Source organism: Kushneria avicenniae, from assembly GCF_900112585.1.
GTDB classification, from domain to species: domain Bacteria; phylum Pseudomonadota; class Gammaproteobacteria; order Pseudomonadales; family Halomonadaceae; genus Kushneria; species Kushneria avicenniae.
Genome location: NZ_FOLY01000002.1, coordinates 613,502 through 631,559 on the forward strand (window position 1 = coordinate 613,502; position 18,058 = coordinate 631,559).

Below are 18,058 nucleotides of genomic sequence, written 5' to 3' on the forward strand. Positions count from 1 at the left end.
CTGCCTTTCAATGGCAGGTCAAAGGGACACCACGGCACGCTCTGCCAACAAGGACAGGATGTTTTGATGACACTGATGACTCATGGCCGTAAAGGCCTTGCCCGTAAACTGGGTCTGACAGGGGCTGCCCTCATGGCGGCCTGCATGACGCTGCCTGCTCAGGCAGCCTCCAGCGATGCCGAGCGACTGACGTCACTGCTCAAACCGCTCAAGACCTATTCGGCTGATTTCAATCAGCAGATCGCCAGCGGCGGCGGCAGTCTGCAAAACGCTAGTGGTCACATGTGGCTGTCGCGTCCGGGACGCTTCAACTGGGAGGTTTCCGACCCCTATCGTCAGACCGTGGTGTCCGACGGGCAGAAGGTCTATCTCTATGATCCCGATCTCGAGCAGGTCAGCATTCGCCCGCTGGATCAGCGCGTTACTCATACGCCAGCACTTCTGCTTTCAGGGCAGGCCAGTGAGCTGACCGAAAATTACAACGTATCACGGCGCCAGCAGGGAACCACCGAGTTCTTTGCACTCTCGCCGCGCTCCAACGACACGCTGTTCGAATCGCTTGAGCTGGTGTTCAACAACGAGCGTCTCTCCGGCATCGACCTGACCGATGGCACCGGCCAGCGTACGGAAATTTCGTTTCGCAACATCGAGGTCAATCCCGACATCAGCCAGTCGCAGTTTCAGTTCAAGATCCCGGAAGGGGCTGACGTGATGCGTGAAGGTACCTGATGGAGCTTGCATGATCTGTCATGATGGAGGCATGACCCGCACAAAGGTGCCTTTCTCATGAGTGATCTGTTTGATCGTGACGCGCCGCCCGGGCAACCGTTGGCGGCGCGCTTGCGTCCGGCCCGGCTGGAAGACTACATCGGCCAGTCCCATCTGCTGGGGGCGGACCGACCTCTGACGCGAGCGCTGGCGCGGGATCAGCTCTATTCGATGATCCTGTGGGGGCCACCCGGCGTTGGCAAGACCACGCTGGCACGGTTGATCGCGGGCTATACCCGCTCGCATTTTGCCACGCTTTCGGCCGTGTCGGCGGGGGTCAAGGAGATTCGTGCCGCGGCATTCGAGGCACAGCAGCGTGGCCAGACCGGGCAGCGCACGCTGCTGTTCGTCGATGAGGTGCATCGCTTCAACAAGGCGCAGCAGGACGCTTTCCTGCCGTGGGTCGAGGAGGGTGTATTCACCTTTGTCGGCGCCACCACCGAAAACCCTTCCTTTGAGCTCAACAACGCCCTGCTGTCGCGGGCGCGCGTTCATGTGCTCAAGCCGTTGAGCATGGAGGAGCTGCGTCAGGTGATCGATCGGGCGCTGATCGAGCCTGCCGGTCTGGGTGACGCCGGCATCGAGGCCTCCGACGACGTGCGCAATCTGTTGGCTCAGGCGGCCGACGGTGATGCCCGCCGGGCACTCAACCTGCTCGAGATTGCCGCTGACATGGCAGAGGCGGGGTGTGATGGCGAGAGATCGGTGCTGTCGCAGGCCGTGATCGAGGAGGTGCTGGGTGAAAGTACCCGGCGCCTCGATCGCGGCGGCGATCTCTTTTACGACCAGATTTCGGCGCTGCACAAATCGGTGCGCGGCAGCGCCCCGGATGCTGCCCTTTACTGGTACTGTCGCATGCTCGATGGCGGGGCGGACCCGCTTTATATCGCCCGCCGCGTGGTGCGCATGGCCAGTGAAGAGATCGGCAATGCCGATCCTCGAGCGCTGCGTCTGGCGCTCGATGGCTGGGAGGTTCAGGAGCGTCTGGGCAGCCCGGAAGGCGAGCTTGCCGTCGCTCAGGCCATTCTCTATATCGCCAGCGCCGCGAAGAGCAATGCCGCCTATGTTGCCTACAATCAGGCGCGTGCGCATGTGGCCTCGACGCCCGGCCATGAAGTGCCGGTACATCTGCGTAATGCTCCCACGTCCCTGATGAAATCGCTGGGGTACGGGCATGAATATCGCTATGCCCATGACGAGCCGCACGCCTATGCCGCCGGTGAAACCTATTTTCCCGAGCCGCTGGTGGGCACCCGCTATTATCAGCCGGTGGAGCGCGGTCTTGAAAAACGCATTGCCGAAAAGCTGGAGTGGCTGGAAGGGCTTGACCGGGCTGCGACGCATCGACGCAGCGGCGAATCATCATGAGAAAGTATTAACGCGCCATGGCGGCCATCTCATGCCCGCCATGGCGCGATCGAGGCCGTGTCTAACGCGGGCACGGGCCTGCTGGCTGTGGCGGGTATTAAATTTTCTGAACCCCGTATGCGACCAAAGTCAGTGGCGTGCGCCTTCAAAAAGCACAAGACTGGTATCTCGTCAAATCTGCCGGAGACGCCGCCATGCTCAAGTTGACCCAGCTTCGCCAGGATCATGCGCATATGGCCCGACTGCTTCATGTGCTATCGCTGCAGCATCGTTATCTTGTGACCGGAGAGCGCCCCAGCTTTCGCCTCATGCGTGAAGCCTGTGATTACATCATGGACTACATGAATGATTACATCGTGCCGCTGGAGACACTCTGCGGAAATCGCCTGACCGAGCGCGGCGCGCATACCGGACAGGAAATCTGCGAGCTGGCCGGTGAGTATCGCGAACTCAGGCAGCGCCTGAGACATCTGGAAGATGATCTCGACAATATCCTGATGGACGCCATCATGCCCATGACGCTGTTTGGTGAGCGCCTCAAGACTTATCTGGACGCGCATCGGCATGTGTTGCGCATGGAGCGTGAGCATCTGTTCCCGCTGCTGGATGCAGGTCTTGATGAAGACGAATACGTCGAGCTGCGCGATACCCTGCCGCTTCAGGCCCGTACGCAGCTGGCGCGTCTGCAGCAGGAGTATCCGGACCTCTACGCCGAGTTTCGCAACATTCGCCCGGCAGTCGCCTGAGTGCCGGCTCACCGGGCGCAGGCCCGGCCTTCCAAGCCAACGACAGTCCACGCAGCGACAGGGCAGGAAACGACGGTACAGACATGAGCGAGGCGGCATCGATATGCCGCCTCGCTCCTTTGTCATTTTCCCTGGTCACCGTGTCGGATACTTAAAGCCGCTCGTAGGCGTACCCTTCATTGCCGTAGATGGCCAGCGTGCTCAGCGCCGAGGGGGTAATGGCGATGTCGTCATTGACTTCGGAATCGGCGATCTTCCAGTGGCTGAGGACCTGACCACAGACGGCCACCTGAACGCCTGCCTTTTTCAGGGCACTGACCAGTGCCACATTGGGATTTTCAAGCCCGAACCATTTTTCATAAAGCTCGGAATTCACCACGCTGCGTGTCGCGTTGCCATGAATGATGGCCACAAACTCCAGGTTCTCCAGCGGCACGCCGGCATCGGCAAAGACATTGACGGCGCGGGCCACGCGCATCAGTCCCGGGTTGATGATGCGCGGATCATCGCTTTCGCTGACCACATCAAAGATCACTCGGTAGTGCTTGTCAGGGTCCGGCACATCTACCGTGTCATGACGATCGGCGATGCCGCCGAATTTTTCGATCGCGGGAAAGCGGGCATGATCGAGTCCCGCTTCCGGCTTGCGAGGCATGATCGCGGCAAAAATCACCATGAGAAGGGCGGCAGCTACCAGTGCCGTCAGCATCCAGTACCGCTTGAGAAGAGTCACCATGTCGAGTCCCTGAAATCGAAAAGCATTGTGGTTGTGTGACAAAAGCGCGCCTGATGGGGCAACGGTCGAGGTATAGCCAACAGGGCGTGGCGAGTCTACCGATTTCGTCAGGGCAGTGCAGTGTCGTCCCGGTTGTCGCCGGGCAATGGACCGTATCGACACTTGAGCTGCGTCGGCCAGGCGCTACACTGGCGAGCTCTTTCATCATGACCGTTATTGCAACGGCCGGACCAGGTATTTCACATTGAGCGTACCCGTCGTTGACCCCGACCAGTACTCCGCGCAGCTGGACGTCAAACGCCAGCGCATGACCGAACAGTTCGCGCGTTTCAAGGCGCCGCCACTCGAGGTATTTGCCTCACCGGCCAGCCATTATCGTATGCGCTGTGAGTTTCGCCTCTGGCATGAGGGTGATGATCTTTTTCACGCCATGTTTGAAACGGGTACAGACGGCGTTAAACAGACTGTGCGCATGGATCAGTATGACGTGGCGAGCCGACGCATCAACACCCTGATGACGCAGCTGGTGGAGGCCATCCGTGATGTTCCGGCGCTGCGTCATCGTCTGTTTCAGGTGGAGTATCTCACCACCCGGGAGGGGGAGGCCCTGATGACGCTGGTCTATCACCGAAAGCTTGACGACGAATGGGAACAGGCCGCTCGCGAGCTCGAAAAAACACTGGATGTCGCCATTATCGGCCGGGCGCGCAAGCAGCGTCGGGTGCTGTCGCGCGAGTCGGTCACCGAACACCTTGAAGTGGCCGGAAAGGTATTGAGCTATCAGCAGGTCGAAAACAGCTTCACCCAGCCCAATGCCGATATTGCCGAAAGCATGCTCAACTGGGCCAGAGCGGTCACCCGCAGCGAAGATGGCCAGCGTCGGGACACGGATCTGGTCGAGCTGTACTGCGGCAACGGCAACTTCACGATCGCGCTTGCCGACAATTTTCGCCGCGTGGTGGCCACCGAAATTTCACGCACGTCGGTGGCCTCGGCGCAGCACAATCTGGCCCTGAACGATACCGATAACGTCCATGTGGCCCGCATGTCGAGCGAGGAGTTCGCTCAGGCCCTCTCGGGTGAAAAAACGGGGCGACGGGTCAGCGAGATGGCCCTTGAACGCCATGATTTTTCGACCGTGCTGGTAGACCCGCCCAGGGCAGGCCTTGATGCCGACAGCTGTGAGCAGATCGCCCGTTTTGACGATATCGTCTATATCTCATGCAATCCCGATACCCTGGCGGCCAACCTCGAGCAGCTCGGGCAGACGCATGCCATCCATCGCTTTGCGCTTTTTGATCAATTTCCCTACACCGATCACTGTGAGTGCGGGGTTCTGCTCAGGCGGCGCTGAGCGCACGATGTGAAGGATGGTCCGGCCCTGCCATTGCGGGGCCGGCGCGTTTTTGGCGCCGCCATGCCGATCATGTCATTGTCGATCATTTGCCCATGCCACTTGCTCATGGGGCATGATAAAAATGGGTATACAGTAGGGATAAAGCGTTTGCTGAACTAGGATGTCACGGTGATCATCCCCATCAGAATGCATGGGCATTTTCGGGATACAAGGAGAACCGATGCAGAGTACAGTGCCGGACAACAAGGAAGACTTTTTCAAGGCGCTCGAGGCGCTGCTTGACGAGCGCCTGGCGCCGGAACAGGCACGCAATATCAGCGCCTTTGCGCGCCACTATTACGCTGGTGCCAGCCATGAAGACCTGCGAGAGCGTCACTTCGAAGACCTTTACGGTGCCACGCTCTCGACCTGGTTTTTCCTGCAGCAGCGCGAGCGGGACGGCCGTCCGAAGGTGCGCGTGTTCAATCCCGAATACGAGGAACATGGCTGGCAGTCGACCCACACGGTGGTGGAAGTCGTCAGTTCCGACATGTCCTTTCTGGTCGATTCGGTCCGCATCGAGCTCAACCGCCTCGGTTTCACTGTCCATGCCATTCTGAACACGGTCATCGCCACCGAGCGCGACGATCAGCAGCGGCTGGTCCGCCTTGCGCCGCCGCGCGACACCGAGGCGCCGGCAGGGCGTGAATCGATCATTTATATCGAGATCGATCGCCACTCCGACCCGACCATGCTTGATGAGCTCCGGAATAACATCCTGGATGTGCTGACCGACGTGCGGTCCGCCGTTTCCGATTTTGACGCCATGCGCGATCAGGCGAAGGCTGCGCTCGAGGAGATGAACACGCATCATCCGCGCGTTGTCGAAGAGCGTGATATCGATGAGGCGCGTGACTTTCTGTCCTGGCTGCTCGACGATCACTTTACCTTCCTGGGCTTTGAAGAATACGTACTCGAGACCCGTGACGGTCATTCGCAGCTGGTTCGCGCCGAGGGCAGTGAGCTCGGGGTGCTGACGCTGGATCGGGAGCGCTACAACGAAGAGCCGCATCAGTTCAACGACAGCGACGCCGAACAGGGCGAATATGTTCTGATTCCCGAGCTGATCTCCTTTGCCAAGAGCGCCTGGCCGTCGCGCATTCATCGTCCGAGCTATCCGGATTACATCATCGTCGAGCGTCACAACGAGCAGGGCGATGTGATCGGTGAGCGGCACTTCCTTGGGCTCTATACGCTGTCGGTCTACAACGAGCGCCCGGTCAACATTCCTGTGCTGCGCCGCAAGATCGATGCCGTTCTCAACGCCTCCGGCATCGACCCGAAAGGGCACAATGCCAAGCAGCTGCAGCAGATTCTGGAAGTCTATCCCCGCGACGAACTGTTCCAGATGAGCACGGATGACCTGTGTCGCACGGCCATGGGCATCTTCAGCATCCGCGAGCGTCGCCGCGTACGGCTGTTCATTCGCGAAGACCGCTCCGGGCGTTTTTACTCCTGTCTGGTTTATGTGCCACGCGACGTCTTCTCGACCGATCTGCGTCTGCGCATCCAGAACATGCTCTGTGAAGAGCTTGATGCCAGCTTCGGCGACTTCAATACCTACCTGTCCGAATCGGTACTGGCTCGTATTCAGCTGATCCTGCGCTTCAACAACGACAGGCCGGTGGCCTATGACAATCGGGCGCTGGAGAAAAAGGTCATCGCCATCGCCCGTGGCTGGCGTGATGATCTGCACGAAGCGCTGGTAGAAGGTTACGGCGAAGAGCCGGCCAATCGCCTGATGGAGCGCTATCGCGACGCCTTCCCGAGCAGCTACCGCGAAGACTTCACTCCGCGTACCGCCATCTATGATATCGGCCACATGGAGGGGCTCGATGACTGTGCGTCGATCGGTCTGAGCCTCTATCGTCAGCTCGAGCATGAAAGCGACGTCAACCTTAAACTCTTTCATCGCGATGATCCGGTACCGCTGTCCGATGTGCTGCCGATGCTGGAGCACATGGGGCTGCGGGTCATCAGCGAGCGCCCCTACGAGATCGAGCGCGCCGATAACGCGTTCTGGATTCACGACTTCAATCTGGAAACCTCGGGACGCGAGCCGGTCGATCTTCACGGCATGCGCCACAACTTCATCGATGCCTTCACGCGCATCTGGTCGGGGGCGGCCGAAAGCGACAGCTTCAATCGGCTGATCATCTCGGCAAGGCTCGACTGGCGCGAAGTGGCCATGCTGCGGGCCTATGCACGCTATCTCAAGCAGGTGCGTTTTGGCCTGTCACAGGACTACATCGCCACGGCCCTGACCCAGCATGCCGGGATCACCCGTGAGCTGGTCACGCTGTTCCGAGGTCGCTTCGATCCGCAGGACCAGCTCGACGACACGGCGCTTGCCAAAGTGCGCGAGCGCATCGAGGGCTATCTGGAAGAGGTCACCAGCCTTAACGATGACCAGCTGATTCGCCGCTACATGGAGTTGATCGACGCCACGCTGCGGACCAACTACTTCCAGCCGACGGCGGATGGCGGCCCCAAATCCTACATCTCCTTCAAGCTGGCCACGCGTCGGATCAGCGACGTGCCGCGTCCGCGCCCGCTCTATGAGATCTTTGTCTACTCGCCGCGCATGGAAGGGGTGCATCTGCGTACCAGCAACATCTCCCGTGGCGGCATGCGCTGGTCGGACCGTTTCGAGGATTTTCGTACCGAGATTCTTGGACTGGTCAAGGCGCAGCACGTCAAGAACTCGGTTATCGTACCCAGCGGGGCCAAGGGCGGCTTTATCTGCAAGCAACCGCCGATCGGCGGCAGTCGCGAAGAGATTCAGAAGGAGGGCATCGCCTGCTATCAGACCCTGATTCGCGGCATGCTCGATATCACCGATAACCTGGTCGACAAGCAGGTCGTGCCGCCCGAGCATGTCGTGCGCCATGACGAGGACGATCCCTATCTGGTCGTGGCCGCCGACAAGGGCACGGCGACCTTCTCCGATATCGCCAACGCCCTGGCGCGTGAATACAACTTCTGGCTGGGCGATGCCTTCGCCTCCGGCGGCAAGAATGGCTATGACCACAAGGCCATGGCGATTACCGCTCGTGGTGCTTGGGAAGCGGTCAAGCGCCACTTCCGTGAACTGGGCGTCAACACCCAGGAAGACCCCTTCACCGTACTCGGGGTTGGCGACATGGCGGGGGACGTCTTCGGCAACGGCATGCTGCTGTCGGAAAAGATCCAGCTGGTAGCGGCTTTCAACCATCGTCATATCTTCATTGACCCCGAACCTGACTGCGCCGCCTCCTTCCAGGAGCGCAAACGTTTGTTCGGACTGGCGACCTCGAGCTGGGAGGACTACGACACCTCTCTGATCAGCGAGGGCGGTGGCGTGTTCTCGCGCGATGCCAAGTCGATCGAGATCACCGAGGCCATGAAGTCGCGCTTTGGCATTACGGCTTCTCGTCTGTCGCCGGTCGAGCTGATCCATGCGCTGTTGAAGGCGAAGGTGGATCTGTTCTGGAATGGCGGGATCGGCACCTACGTCAAGTCGAGTGAAGAAAGCCATGCCGACGTGGGCGACAAGTCCAACGATACGCTGCGGGTCAACGGTAGCGAGCTGGGCTGTCGCGTGGTCGGTGAAGGCGGCAATCTGGGCGTGACCCAGCTCGGCCGTCGTGAGGCCGCCCAGCACGGAGTGCGTCTCAATACCGACTTCATCGATAACGCCGGCGGCGTGAATTGCTCCGACCACGAGGTCAACATCAAGATCCTGCTGGACGAGGTGGTCGAGCGGGGCGATATGACCAACAAGCAGCGCAGCGATCTGCTGGCGCAGATGACGGATGAGGTTGCGGATCTGGTGGTCGGTGATAACTACCGTCAGACCCAGGCGCTCTCCCTGTCACGGCTGCTGTCGACAGAAAATCTTGAGCCCTATCGACGCTTTATCCGCGATCTGGAGGAGACGGGGCAGCTTGATCGCGAGCTTGAGGCCCTGCCGGATGATGGGACTCTGGCCTCGCGTGCCGAACGCGGCGAGGGGCTGACGCATCCGGAACTCTCGTCACTGATCTCGCATGCCAAGATCGATCTCAAGAGCCTGCTGGTCGAGTCCGACGTGCCCAGCGAGCCGGGCATCGTCGACCATGCCGAGCGCGCCTTCCCGGCAACCCTGGTCGAGCGCTACGGCAAGGAGATTGCCAACCATCGCCTGCGACATCAGATCGTGGCGACCAAGGTGGCCGGTGACGTTATCAACCACATGGGCATTTCGTTCGTACGGCGGCTGATGGACATTACCGGAACCAGTGCCGGTGAAGTAGTCAGGGCCTATGTCATGGCGCGTGACAGCTTCGGGCTGGAGCCGCTGTGGCAGCAGATTGAAGAACTGGACAGCCGGGTCAATACCGATATCCAGTACAACATGATGCTGGCTCTGGTGCGTCTGCTGCGTCGCGCCACGCGCTATTTTCTGCGCTATCACATGCAGAGTGACGCCCGGCAGGTGGTCAGGCAGTACGCGCCGGATCTCGAGCGGCTTCAGGCAAATATCGGTGACAGGCTGCGCGGAGAGTCCCAGCGTCAGTGTCTGGCGTTGCGGGATCGCTATATCGAGGCCGGTGTACCAGAAGCGCTGGCCGAGCGGGTGGCCGCGACCGAAAACCTGTATGCCGGTCTTGGCATCATCGATACCGCGCAGCTCACCGACGTCTCGCTGGAGCGCGTTGCCGATACCTACTATCTCATTGGCGAGAAGCTCTCGCTGCCCTGGATGCTCGAGCAGGTCAATCGCCTCGAGGTCAGCGACAGCTGGCAGACCATCGCACGTGAAACGCTTCGTGACGATCTTGACCGTCAGCAGCTGACGCTGACGGCAAGCGTTCTGCGCGGTGAGGAATACCAGGAGGTCGATCGCTGCGTCGAGCAGTGGATGAGCCAGCACAAGTCACCGGTCGAGCGCTGGTGTGCGCTGCTGGAAGAGGTTCACTCCACCGACGAGCTGGGCTATGCGCTCTTTACCGTCGCGGTACGCGCGCTGGGAGAACTTGCCGAGCGCCCGCCGTCAGGCGTCTGAAGCAAATGGTCCAGCCTTCGCCTGACCCAACGCCGCCCCACGGGGCGGCGTTTTCATGTGTTAAGGTCTGTTTTCCCGCACTGACTCTGGATGATGGCTCATGACGCCCTGCATCAGCTCCCTGCATATCTATCCGGTCAAGTCGCTGGCCGGCATCGATGTCTCCCGATCCCTGCTGACGGCAGAAGGGCTGGCCCATGATCGTCGCTGGGTCATCACCGATGAGAAGGGCGAATTCATGACCCAGCGAAGCTGCGCGCGCATGGCTACCCTGGTGCCTGCCATCGATGACCACCATCTGATTCTTGAGGCGCCGGACGGACGCCATCTTTTCATCGCGCTCACCCCGCCCGAGGTGGCGCCTTCACGCGTACGCATCTTTGGCACCGAGTGTCAGGGCCTGGATGAGGGCGACGAGGCGGCCCGGTGGCTGAGCGATTTTTTTGAGCGCTCGGTCAGGCTCAAGCGGGTGCCACGGGACAATCAGCGTCGCGTCAGCCCAGAGCGGCTGGGCGATCATGTCGCCCGTACCGGCTTTGCCGATGGCTATCCGCTGCTGGTGACATCCACCTCGTCGCTGGCGGCGCTCAATGAACGTCTGAAGGCGCGCTCGCTGCCGCCGCTGCCCATGTCCCGCTTTCGGCCCAACATCGTCATTTCGGGCACCCCGGCCTTTGCCGAGCACGAGAGCACAACGCTTGCTGGTGATCAGCTGTCACTGTGGCTCTGCAAACCCTGCGAGCGCTGTCGGATTACCACCATCAATCAGAGCAGCGGCGATATCGCCGTGCCCGGTGAGCCCCTGAAAACGCTGATGACGATGGGTCACGTCGCTGGCGGCGGGGCATTTTTCGGTGAGAACGCCGTTGTCATGCAGGGCGACGGCCAGTGGCTTCATAAGAGTATGTCGATACGGATGGACTAGCCAAAAGCATCGCCAAATACGCAGGCTTTGTTATGCTGTGCCCGTTTTGCCGAGTGGCCGAGATTACATCCGCTGTCTGCATCGGTATCCATGGATCATTCCAACGAGAGACATCATGAAAAATACAATCCTGTATCTGGCACTGGGAATGGGCGTAGGACTTGGCACGCTTTCCGGGCAGGCACTTGCCGACAAGAGCCCGGCGCTCAAGCGTGCCGAGCAGGCCGCAAGCCAGGTGGATATCTCCGATGCCCTGCAGCGCGATACGGATTCCATGAGTCGATCCATCTACCTGGGGTCGAAGCCGGCATCGCACGATTTCGACGTCACTCAGGGCGGCGAATACATTATCGAAGCACGCGCCTTTCACGGCACTTCCGGGCTTTATGAGGTCAATGCCGAGCTGCGCGATGACAGCGGGCAGACCCTGGCGACGGCCAGCGGCAACAATCAGACCAACGGGCTGATGATTCGCCATCAGCTCGAACCGGGCACCTACCACGTAGTGATCACCGGTCAGAGCCGTAGCCCGGCACGCGATCAGACCCGGTCCGTGACCGTCTCTGTTCAGCGCTCCGATGCCGATATGCGCGGTGAGGGCCTGGCCGATGCCAACCGCATCGAGCGGCTGGGCAGTGCCAGCGCGGCTGCCGCCAGCAACAATGCCGATACGCCGGCTCGACTGGGCAGGGAAGGTGCTGTTCAGGGAGATGCCACGCTGGCCGGCGTGGGTACGTCACAGCGCAGCGCCAGTAAAACGGCAGCTCCCGATGATACGGTTTCGCAGCCCGGTCCCTCGGGACAGGCGCTGGAGCAGGCCGCGCAGTCAACCACCGCTGATCAGGCCGAGGGCATGACGGCAGGTCAGGGCGACATCCGCACGGCGCCCCGCAGCGAGCGGGACGATACGGCCCGCTCGGCACAGTCGGCACAAGGTCAAGGCACCGAAAACGCTTCCCCGATCCGCGAACGTATCCTGCGCGATGTACCGATTCGTACCGACGGTGAGGTGCTCAAGTTCGAAGTGGTCTCTGCCGGTACCGTTACCGTTGACAGCTTCACAATGGATTCCAGCGGCAACTATCGCATTTCCGGTGAGCTTGTCGACAGCAACGGCAATGTTGTGGCCAGCGACAGCGGCAGTGGTTTCCAGGGCGATTTCCATCTGCGTGAATCGCTTGAGCCCGGCATTTACAGCGTGCGCGTGCGCGGCCAGAAATTCGGTGGCGTCCGCGGCGGGGCCAACAGCTTCACGCTGCGTATCGAGCAGCCAGGCGATTAATCCCTCCTGCAGGGCCCAGGGCATAGCCCGGGCCCTTCGCTTTCGTTTTCAAGGACATGCCGTTCATGTACAAGGCCGCTCGCGCGCTGCTGTTTCGTCTCGACCCTGAAACGGCGCATGATCTGACGCTGTCATCGCTGGATCTGGCGCATCGTCTGCACATGCAGCGTGCACTCGCCGCTGCTCCCGTCGAAGACCCCGTGACGCTGATGGGCCTTCGCTTTGCCAATCGGGTCGGACTGGCGGCGGGGCTGGACAAGAATGCCGAGCATCTCGACGCGCTGGGTGCGCTGGGATTCGGTTTTGTGGAGGTGGGTACGGTGACGCCCAGGGCGCAATCGGGCAATCCGAAGCCGCGCCTTTTTCGCCTGCCCGAACATGGGGCGATCATCAATCGCATGGGGTTCAACAATCAGGGGGTCGATCAGCTGGTGGCCAATGTGGTCCGCAGTCGCTATGACGGTGTGATCGGCATTAACATCGGCAAGAACCTGACCACGCCGGTCGAGCAGGCCGTCGATGACTATCTGACCTGTCTGCGCGCGGTGCATGCTCACGCACATTACGTGACCGTCAATATCTCCTCGCCCAATACACCTGGGCTTCGCAGCCTGCAGTTCGGTGAGCAGCTCAATGGATTGCTGTCGGCCCTGCAGGAGGAAAACCGGGGGCTCAATCAGCGTGGGGGCAGGCGGGTACCGCTGGCGGTCAAGATTGCGCCCGACATGAGCGAGCCGGAAACGGACCTGGTGGCCGAATGTCTGAAGGCGTGCGGCATCGAAGCGGTCATCGCGACCAATACCACAGTCAGTCGCGAAGCGGTGACGGACAGCCCGCATGCCGATGAGGCCGGTGGTCTTTCCGGACGCCCGGTCAGGCAGGCCTCCACCACGATTGTCAGACGCTTGCGCGATAAATTACCGGACATCACCATGATCGGCGTTGGTGGTATCGACAGCGGTGAGGCAGCGCTTGAAAAGCGTCAGGCCGGTGCCGATCTGGTGCAGCTTTACAGCGGATTGATCTATGAGGGCCCGGCACTGATCGAGCAGTGCGCTCGAGTGCTCAAGGCGAGGCGTTGATGCTGAAAGACCGGGTGTGCAATTACACACCCGGATGTCATGCGATGGGTTCAATGGTCTCGATGGCGGATCAATACGGCGCCATCGGATTGACATGCAGACCCGAGACCCCTGTCATACCGGACCATTGCGCTTCGCGACCTTCGCGCCAGCCGCTCATCCAGGACTCGCGCATCTCGACGCCCTGACTGGGGCAGTCGTCTCTGGAACGCCCGGTAACACCGGCCTTGTAACCACTGACATAGGCTTTCTGGAAGGGATCACGTTTCTGTCTTTTCATTGGATAACCTCGCTTCACACAAAATAGTGTTTCGTCCCGGGGCAGTGGTAATAGCACGTCCTCGGGGGTCGTAGGTTGACAGCGATCGTGCGATCTTTCGTAGCTACCCCTATACCTTTACAGCAGCGACAGGATGCTGTCGAAAATCATTTTCATCTAAGCAAATCGCTCATTAATCTTTTCAGGAATATGACACCGCATGATGCCTGCCAGCACTGAACATTCATCGGAGACGGCTCATGAGGAGCACGCTTTTCTGGCCACCTGCCCGCGCAGCATGGAAGTCCTGCTGGCCGATGAGCTGGCTGCTCTGGGCGCCAGTATCGAGCGCACCAGCGTGGCCAGCGTGCACGGTATGGCCACAAGGGAGACGCTTTATCGCCTGTGTCTGTGGTCGCGTCTGGCCAATCGCATCATTCTGGTGGCTGGTCGCTTTGATGACGTTGAAGATGCGCCCGCGCTGACCGCTGCCGCCAACAGTCTCGCGTGGGAGACCATGGTGGCTCCGGGCACCAGCCTGCGGGTCGATTTTCACGGTGAAAGTGACGGCATTCGTCACACCCGTTTCGGGGCGCAGTGTGTCAAGGATGGTGTGGTCGACCGCTTTCAGGATCTTGGCCGGGCGCGCCCGATCGTTGACCCCAAAACGGCGGATCTGCGTCTTTATGCCCATCTGCATCGCGGCCGGCTGGTGCTGGGCATCGATCTCTCCGGTGACAGCCTGCATCTGCGGGGCTATCGCCTGGACGGTGCCAGTGCACCGCTCAAGGAGAATCTGGCGGCCGCACTGCTGGTGCGTGCCGGCTGGCCGGCGCGCGCGGCAAAGGGTGAGAGCCTTTTCGATCCGATGTGCGGCTCCGGCACGCTGGTGATCGAGGCGGCGCTGATGGCCTGTGACGTGGCGCCCAATCTAAAACGCGTGCGTTTTGGTTTTCACGGCTGGGCAGCACATGACGACACGCTCTGGCAGGAGATACACGGCGAAGCGGCGCATCGGGCACGCATCGGGCGGCGTGACTGCCGGCTCACCCTGTGCGGTCGCGATCACAATCGCCGGGCAGTCGAGGCGGCACGCGCCAATGCCGAGCGCGCTGGTATGCAGGCGCTGGTGCAGATCGAGCAGAATGATGCGCTCTCGGAGCCTCCGGCCATGTCGACCGGCCTTGTCATCACCAATCCGCCCTATGGCGAGCGCCTTGGCGAACTGCCGGCCCTGATCAGTCTTTATCAGGGGCTGGGCGCGCTGCTGCGCGAGCACTTTACCGGCTGGTCGATCGCGCTTTTGACCGGTGACCCGAAGCTGGGGCACCGGCTGGGAATGAAGGCCCATCGCCAGTACGCCTTCAAGAACGGTAGTCTGGATACCAGACTCCTGCTGATTGACGTGCACGAGCGTGCGCGTCCGGAGAAGGCTCCCCGGGAGACGACCGCGGAGAGCGAAGATACCGGCGCCGTGACTCACTCGGCCGGCGCGCAGATGTTTGCCAATCGCCTCCGGAAGAATCAGAAGCGCCTGTCGAAATGGCTCAAGCGCTCGGGTGTGGAATGCTACCGGCTCTATGATGCCGACATGCCCGAATATGCGCTGGCCATCGATCTTTATGGCGCCTGGGTGCACGTGCAGGAGTATGCTGCGCCGCGCTCGATCGATGCCGGTCAGGCCGAGCGGCGCCTCATGGAGGCGGTAGGTGTGCTGCCGGAAGTGCTGAACGTGCCGGCGGATCACATCTTTTTGAAACGCCGCGAGCGCCAGTCCGGTCGGTCACAGTACGAGCGTCGCGACAGCTCGGGACAGCGTTTTCAGGTCAACGAGGGCGATGCGCGGCTGTGGGTCAACCTGCGCGACTATCTGGATACGGGGCTCTTTCTGGACCATCGGCCCGCGCGGCGCTGGCTGAAGGACAATGCCGACGGCAAGCGAGTGCTCAACCTGTTCTGCTATACCGCCACGGCCAGCGTTCAGGCCGCACTCGGCGGGGCGACCGAGAGTCTGAGCATCGACATGTCCAATACCTATCTGGGCTGGGCCGAGGACAACTTAAGGCTCAATCGGCTCGACATGTCACGTCATCGGCTGGTGCGCGAGGACTGCATGGCCTGGCTGGAACGGGCGGGGCCGCAGTTTGATCTGATCTTCATGGACCCGCCGACCTTTTCCAACTCCAAAAAGATGGACAGCGTGCTGGACGTTCAGCGTGATCACGGACACATGATCGAGCGCGCCATGGCGCATCTGGCACCAGACGGGACGCTTTTGTTCTCCAACAACCTGCGGCGTTTTCAGATGGATGACAGTATCAGCGAGCGCTTTGAGGTGAAGGCGTTGTCAAAACAGATGCTGGACCCGGATTTCGAGCGCCGTCCGGACATTCATCACGTCTACCGGATTGCGCACCGCAAAGGCTAGTGAGCGTCCAGCAGGGAGAGCTGGCGTACGGCGTCCCGGGCTTCCGGGGCATCATCGCTGGTCTCCAGCACCTTGGTGAATCCGCGCAGGCGCTGAATGTGATCCACGTCGCTGACCCAGGTCATGGCCTGGGTATAGTCTTCTGCCAGTGCGTGCTGGATGCCGCCGTAGGCGGTGCCGGTCTGTCCCCAGGCGCGGACAAAGATCCAGTCGCCGAACATGTCCTGATGGACGTGTACCAGCACATAGTCATGCTCGCTTTCCCAGCGGATGATCACGGCGGTGCTCCTGTGTAGTATTGGGTGCGAAAGAGGACCAGAGCAGGACTGGCGTCGACGCGACAGGGTGGAGATTGTAACGGTCACGGGCGTTTCGACAAAGCAGGGCGCACACCGGCGATGGGCCGATGTGTTCTTCATTCACGGCAGTGCAGGTATCGATTGAATCATGCGTATTGTGGCAGATGAGAACATTCCGCTGGCCGAGGCCTTTTTCGGTGAGCACGGCGAGCTGGTACGGCTGCCCGGCCGTGAAATGAGCCGCGAGCAGGTTCGTGACGCCGATATTCTGCTGGTGCGCTCCGTCACTCGCGTGGATGCCGAGCTGCTGGCCGGCTCGCGCGTCCGGTTCGTGGGCACCGCAACCATCGGATGTGATCACGTCGATCAACAGTGGCTGGCGGATCAGGGCATCGGGTTTGCCAGCGCTCCGGGCTGCAACGCCGACTCGGTCGGCGACTACGTCATCTCGACGCTGCTGCTGTTTGGAGAGCAGGACGGCGTGGCGCTGACCGATCGGGTAGTGGGCATTGTGGGGGCCGGCAATGTGGGCGGGCGACTCGTCGAGCGACTTCGTGCGCTCGGTATTCGCTGTCTGATCTGTGACCCGCCACGGGCCGAGCAGGAGGGCGGTGAAGGCTTTACGGATCTTGACAGCCTGATCGCGCAGGCCGATGTCGTCTCGATACACACGCCCCTGATTCGGGACGGCGATCACCCCACGCAGCATCTTCTGGGGGAGCGACACATCGAGGCGCTGCGCACCGACCAGATTCTGATCAGCGCCGGGCGCGGCGACTGCGTGGATAGCCGGGCACTGAAGGCGCGTCTGGCGCGCGATCCGGACCTGCGCGTGGTGCTGGATGTGTGGGAAAACGAGCCCGATATCGATGAAGCCCTGTATCGTCAGGTCGCCATCGCGACCCCCCACATCGCCGGCTACAGCCTGGATGGCAAGCTTCGCGGCACCGAGATGCTCTATCAGGCCATGAGTCGCCATTTCGGTCTGCCCCTGCGCAAGCGGCTCGGTCAGCTCAAACCCGAAAACTGGCTGCGTCGTATCGCTGTTTCCCGCCGCGCACCGCCGCAGGAGGCGCTGCTGCTGTGCGCGCGCACCTGCTATGATGTACGTCGCGATGCGTTGCTGTTCGAGCGCTATCGGCGTCAGTACGGCATGGAGAAGGGATTTGATCTGATGCGCCGCGAATATCCGACGCGTCGCGAATTCTCCACCCTGCGAGTGGAGCTCAAGCACAGCGCCGGTGCGGTCAGGGAAGTACTGGAAAGCGCCGGTTTTGCCATCCGCGCCCCGCGTAAATCATGAGCTATCCGGACGATGGATTTTTCTCTGCTGTATCGGTGTGCTGCGGACAGGATAGAACCCGGTCAGAGCCATATGGCCGGCGCCAAAAGGGCGGCTGAAAGCAGGGCCTGCGGGAAATTGCCCGGGCCCAGCACCAGCAGAGCCAGGGCTGCGGCAATGACCACAAGACCACCGGTATGCGTTACGATCGCTTCAAAGCGGGCGATGAGGTCACCAACGCTGCCACCCGCCAGATCGCCGCGGCCAACGGCCAGCCACGGTTCACGCGTTACCGATGACAGTGCGGCCCGTCACGGCGGTACGGGATGTCATCAATACATGGATCGATCCATCCAGATATAAGCACCACATGCCTTCCAGCAGGCATGCTGGTCAATCAGATCCTGGGCGTTTGGGTGGCAAACGCCGGAAAGTGATGGTTCACAAGGAAAGTCTTGAGG

The 18,058-nt window shown here is 60.9% G+C and carries 13 protein-coding genes; 10 read left to right on the forward strand and 3 right to left on the reverse strand.

Going from position 1 to position 18,058, the window contains the following annotated elements; genetic code table 11:
• The first annotated feature begins 75 nt into the window (after positions 1-75).
• The 3 genes from lolA to BM079_RS06115 all read left to right on the forward strand — a co-directional run bounded on the left by lolA (position 76) and on the right by BM079_RS06115 (position 2,882).
• Positions 76-729: an outer membrane lipoprotein chaperone LolA gene (gene lolA / locus BM079_RS06105; protein ID WP_090132046.1), complete on the forward strand. Its 654-nt coding sequence runs from the start codon at positions 76-78 to the stop codon at positions 727-729.
• A 57-nt stretch (positions 730-786) separates the two neighbouring features.
• Positions 787-2,136, forward strand: coding sequence for a replication-associated recombination protein A (locus BM079_RS06110; protein WP_090131794.1), 1,350 nt, complete (start codon positions 787-789; stop codon positions 2,134-2,136).
• 194 nt (positions 2,137-2,330) lie between these two features.
• Positions 2,331-2,882: a hemerythrin domain-containing protein gene (locus tag BM079_RS06115; RefSeq protein WP_090131797.1), complete on the forward strand. Its 552-nt coding sequence runs from the start codon at positions 2,331-2,333 to the stop codon at positions 2,880-2,882.
• A gap of 151 nt (positions 2,883-3,033) precedes the next feature.
• Here BM079_RS06115 and BM079_RS06120 read toward each other — a convergent pair whose 3' ends face one another.
• Complete coding sequence (locus tag BM079_RS06120) at positions 3,034-3,618, reverse strand: DsrE family protein (protein ID WP_090131799.1); 585 nt, start codon at positions 3,616-3,618, stop codon at positions 3,034-3,036.
• 244 nt (positions 3,619-3,862) lie between these two features.
• Between BM079_RS06120 and trmA the strand changes: the two genes are divergently transcribed.
• The 5 genes from trmA (at position 3,863) to BM079_RS06145 (ending at position 13,329) form a co-directional block, all read left to right on the forward strand.
• The gene (gene trmA / locus BM079_RS06125) at positions 3,863-4,972 is read left to right on the forward strand and encodes a tRNA (uridine(54)-C5)-methyltransferase TrmA (RefSeq protein ID WP_090131801.1); all 1,110 of its coding nucleotides are present in this window, start codon (positions 3,863-3,865) and stop codon (positions 4,970-4,972) included.
• A 223-nt stretch (positions 4,973-5,195) separates the two neighbouring features.
• The gene (locus tag BM079_RS06130) at positions 5,196-10,040 is read left to right on the forward strand and encodes an NAD-glutamate dehydrogenase (RefSeq protein WP_090131803.1); all 4,845 of its coding nucleotides are present in this window, start codon (positions 5,196-5,198) and stop codon (positions 10,038-10,040) included.
• A 100-nt stretch (positions 10,041-10,140) separates the two neighbouring features.
• Entirely contained in the window at positions 10,141-10,965 is an 825-nt protein-coding gene (locus BM079_RS06135; RefSeq protein ID WP_090131805.1) for an MOSC domain-containing protein, read from the forward strand.
• Between the two features lie 115 nt (positions 10,966-11,080).
• Positions 11,081-12,247 (forward strand): hypothetical protein, encoded by a 1,167-nt coding sequence (locus BM079_RS06140; protein WP_090131807.1) that lies wholly within the window; start codon positions 11,081-11,083, stop codon positions 12,245-12,247.
• A 65-nt stretch (positions 12,248-12,312) separates the two neighbouring features.
• Positions 12,313-13,329 (forward strand): quinone-dependent dihydroorotate dehydrogenase, encoded by a 1,017-nt coding sequence (locus tag BM079_RS06145; protein WP_090131809.1) that lies wholly within the window; start codon positions 12,313-12,315, stop codon positions 13,327-13,329.
• 70 nt (positions 13,330-13,399) lie between these two features.
• On the opposite strand, the gene rmf is transcribed toward BM079_RS06145, so the two are convergent.
• Positions 13,400-13,609 carry a ribosome modulation factor gene (rmf, locus tag BM079_RS06150; protein WP_090131811.1) on the reverse strand — a complete coding sequence of 70 codons (210 nt, stop codon included), beginning with the start codon at positions 13,607-13,609 and terminating at the stop codon, positions 13,400-13,402.
• 199 nt (positions 13,610-13,808) lie between these two features.
• Between rmf and rlmKL the strand changes: the two genes are divergently transcribed.
• Positions 13,809-16,016, forward strand: coding sequence for a bifunctional 23S rRNA (guanine(2069)-N(7))-methyltransferase RlmK/23S rRNA (guanine(2445)-N(2))-methyltransferase RlmL (gene rlmKL, locus BM079_RS06155; RefSeq protein WP_245742842.1), 2,208 nt, complete (start codon positions 13,809-13,811; stop codon positions 16,014-16,016).
• On the opposite strand, the gene BM079_RS06160 is transcribed toward rlmKL, so the two are convergent.
• A complete protein-coding gene (locus BM079_RS06160; RefSeq protein WP_090131814.1) occupies positions 16,013-16,294 on the reverse strand; it encodes a hypothetical protein in 282 nt (93 codons plus the stop codon). The two genes, rlmKL and BM079_RS06160, sit on opposite strands and share 4 nt — an antisense overlap.
• Before the next feature lie 169 nt (positions 16,295-16,463).
• Between BM079_RS06160 and pdxB the strand changes: the two genes are divergently transcribed.
• Complete coding sequence (gene pdxB / locus BM079_RS06165) at positions 16,464-17,618, forward strand: 4-phosphoerythronate dehydrogenase PdxB (protein ID WP_090131816.1); 1,155 nt, start codon at positions 16,464-16,466, stop codon at positions 17,616-17,618.
• Positions 17,619-18,058: the final 440 nt, after the last annotated feature.

Coding starts and splice junctions, on each gene's coding strand:
- lolA (WP_090132046.1), top strand. CDS start 76: ATGACTCATGGCCGTAAAGGCCTTGCCCGTAAACTGGGTCTGACAGGG.
- BM079_RS06110 (WP_090131794.1), top strand. CDS start 787: ATGAGTGATCTGTTTGATCGTGACGCGCCGCCCGGGCAACCGTTGGCG.
- BM079_RS06115 (WP_090131797.1), top strand. CDS start 2,331: ATGCTCAAGTTGACCCAGCTTCGCCAGGATCATGCGCATATGGCCCGA.
- BM079_RS06120 (WP_090131799.1), bottom strand. CDS start 3,618: ATGGTGACTCTTCTCAAGCGGTACTGGATGCTGACGGCACTGGTAGCT.
- BM079_RS06130 (WP_090131803.1), top strand. CDS start 5,196: ATGCAGAGTACAGTGCCGGACAACAAGGAAGACTTTTTCAAGGCGCTC.
- BM079_RS06135 (WP_090131805.1), top strand. CDS start 10,141: ATGACGCCCTGCATCAGCTCCCTGCATATCTATCCGGTCAAGTCGCTG.
- BM079_RS06140 (WP_090131807.1), top strand. CDS start 11,081: ATGAAAAATACAATCCTGTATCTGGCACTGGGAATGGGCGTAGGACTT.
- BM079_RS06145 (WP_090131809.1), top strand. CDS start 12,313: ATGTACAAGGCCGCTCGCGCGCTGCTGTTTCGTCTCGACCCTGAAACG.
- rmf (WP_090131811.1), bottom strand. CDS start 13,609: ATGAAAAGACAGAAACGTGATCCCTTCCAGAAAGCCTATGTCAGTGGT.
- rlmKL (WP_245742842.1), top strand. CDS start 13,809: ATGATGCCTGCCAGCACTGAACATTCATCGGAGACGGCTCATGAGGAG.
- pdxB (WP_090131816.1), top strand. CDS start 16,464: ATGCGTATTGTGGCAGATGAGAACATTCCGCTGGCCGAGGCCTTTTTC.